This window comes from Alloyangia pacifica, assembly GCF_900116195.1.
In the GTDB taxonomy this organism is placed as follows: Bacteria; Pseudomonadota; Alphaproteobacteria; order Rhodobacterales; family Rhodobacteraceae; genus Salipiger; species Salipiger pacificus.
In genome coordinates this window covers 1-2,404 of sequence record NZ_FOZW01000038.1, presented here as the reverse complement: position 1 = coordinate 2,404, position 2,404 = coordinate 1, and the positions used below count along the sequence as shown (strand labels likewise).

The 2,404-nt window shown below is 67.2% G+C and carries 2 protein-coding genes and 1 pseudogene; all 3 read left to right on the top strand.

From position 1 onward, the window contains the following. Positions 1-235 (top strand): annotated as a pseudogene (locus BM397_RS29500) (hypothetical protein); the annotation flags it as partial. A gap of 9 nt (positions 236-244) precedes the next feature. Next, positions 245-1,375 (top strand): ATP-grasp domain-containing protein, encoded by a 1,131-nt coding sequence (locus tag BM397_RS28825; RefSeq protein ID WP_092431589.1) that lies wholly within the window; start codon positions 245-247, stop codon positions 1,373-1,375. A gap of 2 nt (positions 1,376-1,377) precedes the next feature. Then, positions 1,378-2,259 (top strand): succinate--CoA ligase subunit alpha, encoded by an 882-nt coding sequence (locus tag BM397_RS28820; protein WP_092431591.1) that lies wholly within the window; start codon positions 1,378-1,380, stop codon positions 2,257-2,259. Positions 2,260-2,404: the final 145 nt, after the last annotated feature.

The following is a 2,404-nucleotide window of genomic DNA, read 5'->3' as shown; positions in this document are numbered from 1 at the left end:
GCGCCTGGCCGCAGGTGCAACGCAGGCCATCGGCGCGATCAAGAATGCCCGGAACCAGGGCCTCGGATGCGATCCGGTCAAGGGTCTGGAATGGCAGATCCTGTGCAACGTCGACCTGATGTTCCACCGCGATGCCCGCGAAGGGCCACGGGCCTATTCCGAGCGGCGTGAGCCCAACTTCACGGGCGAATGGATCGACCTGCAATACGACGATTTCGACCCCGAATACCGCTGAGGTCCGACGATGATCACTCTACTTGAACACGAGGGCAAATCGCTGCTTGTCCGCAACGGCTTTGCCGTGCCTTCGGGTGCGCTGTGGCCGGCGCTGCCCACCTGCGACTACCCGCTGGTCGCCAAGGCTCAGGTCCCCGTCGGGGGCCGCGGCAAGGCCGGCGGCATCGCCATGGTCGACGACGCGGCAGCGCTGGAAACCGAGGCGTCGCGGATCGCGGCGATGCAGATCGGCGGGCACGACGTGCGCGCCGTCTACATCGAGGAGCGGATCGAGGCGCAGCGCGAATTCTACGTCTGTGCCATGGTGGATCGCGACCGGGGTTGCCCGGTCCTGATCGCCTGCGCCGAAGGCGGCGTCGAGATCGAATCCGTCCCGCGCGAGCGTATCGCAGAGGTCGCGATCGATCCCCTGATCGGGCTGCGCGGCTACGCGCTCAACAGCCTGCTGCGCGGGATCGGCTGCCCCGAGGACCTTGCGGGCGAAATGCGCAAAGTGCTGACGCGCCTCCATGACGCGCTGATCGCCGAAGACGCCGAACAGATCGAGATCAACCCCCTGATCCTCGACGCGAAAGGCCGGCTGATCGCCGCGGACGCCAAGGTTCTGCTGGACGAAGACGCCGGTTTCCGTCACCCCGGCCGCGAGGCCGAGGTGGGCGGCTCCGCGTTCGAACGCTCCGCGCGCGAGCTGGGCGCCATCGGGATCGAGCTGGACGGCAATGTCGCGGCGATGATGAACGGCGCCGGCATGACCATGGCCACGCTGGACGAACTGACCGCGCTTGGCGGCAAGGTCGGCCCGCTGGTCGAACTGCACGGCGTCATGACCCAGGGCCCCGAACGGGTCGCCGAGATTGTCGAGCTGCTGCTGGCGCAGAAGCCTGCCGTCCTGTTCTGCAACATCTACTTCCAGTTCCGCAGGCTTGACGACGTGGCCGAAGGGATCGTCAGCGGGCTGAAACGCATCCGCGACGCAGGCGGAACGCCCGCGCCCATTGTGGTGCGGATGGCCGGCGTCAAGGAAGCCGAGGCGCGCGAGATCCTCGGCGCGGCGGGTATTCCCATGACCGACAACTTCGCCGAGGCCTGCGATCTGGTGATCGCGCAATGCAATCACAGCGTGAAAGAGGGGGTCTGACCATGTCCATCCTGATCGACAAAAGCTCGCGGGTGCTGATCCAGGGGATCACCGGCAGCACCGGTCGCATTTATGCCGAGCGGATGAAGCGAGACGGTACGCCCCTCGTCGGCGGGGTCACCCCCGGTCGCGGCGGCCAGGAGGTCGCGGGCGTTCCGGTCTTCGACACGATGGCCGAGGCGGTCGCGGCAACGGGCGCCGATTGCGTGCTCAGCGCCGTGCGCCCCTCGCTGGCCCTCGATGCGGTCTATGAGGCGGTGTCCTCGGGCATCCGGCTGATGGTGCTCTACAGCGAGAACGTGCCTGTTCATGACGCGATGAAGATGTGCGCCTTCGCCCGCGCGAAGGGCGTGCAGCTGCTGGGTCCGAACTCGGCCGGCGTCATCAGCCCCGGCAAGGCCAACATGGCCGACATCTCGCTCGAGCGGACGCGCCCGGGTCGGATCGGGATCGTCTCGAAAAGCGGTACGCTGACCTACGAGGCGATGGATACGCTGCACGCGGCGGGCCTCGGGACCAGTTCGATCGTCTGCCTTGGCGGTGACCCGGTCGTCGGAACCGAGTTTGCCGAGGTGCTGCGCCTGTTCGATGCCGACCCCGACACCGACGCTGTGGTGCTGATCGGCGAACCCGGTGGTGGCATGGAATTCCGCGCCGCGGAGGCCGTGCGCGAGATGGGCAAGCCCGTCGTGGCCTACCTGACCGGGCGCAATGCCCCCGCCGAAAAGCGGATGGGTCATGCTGGCGCCGTGTCTTCTGCCTCAGGCGACACCAGCGCCGCGGCCAAGGCCCAGGTGCTGGAAGACGCAGGCGCGCGCATCGCGCCCCGGGTCACCCAGATCGGCGCGGTCGTGGCCGGCCTGCTTGGGGTGGGTGCAGCATGAGCGACCAGTACAGCAAGAACCTGTCGCCTGCCGCAGAAGACGAGCGCTTTCTTTATGGCGTATCCGAGGGGATCGCGACGATCTCGATCAACCGCGCGAACAAGCTGAACGCTCTGCTGCCCGACATGATCCTTGCCTTCTCCGA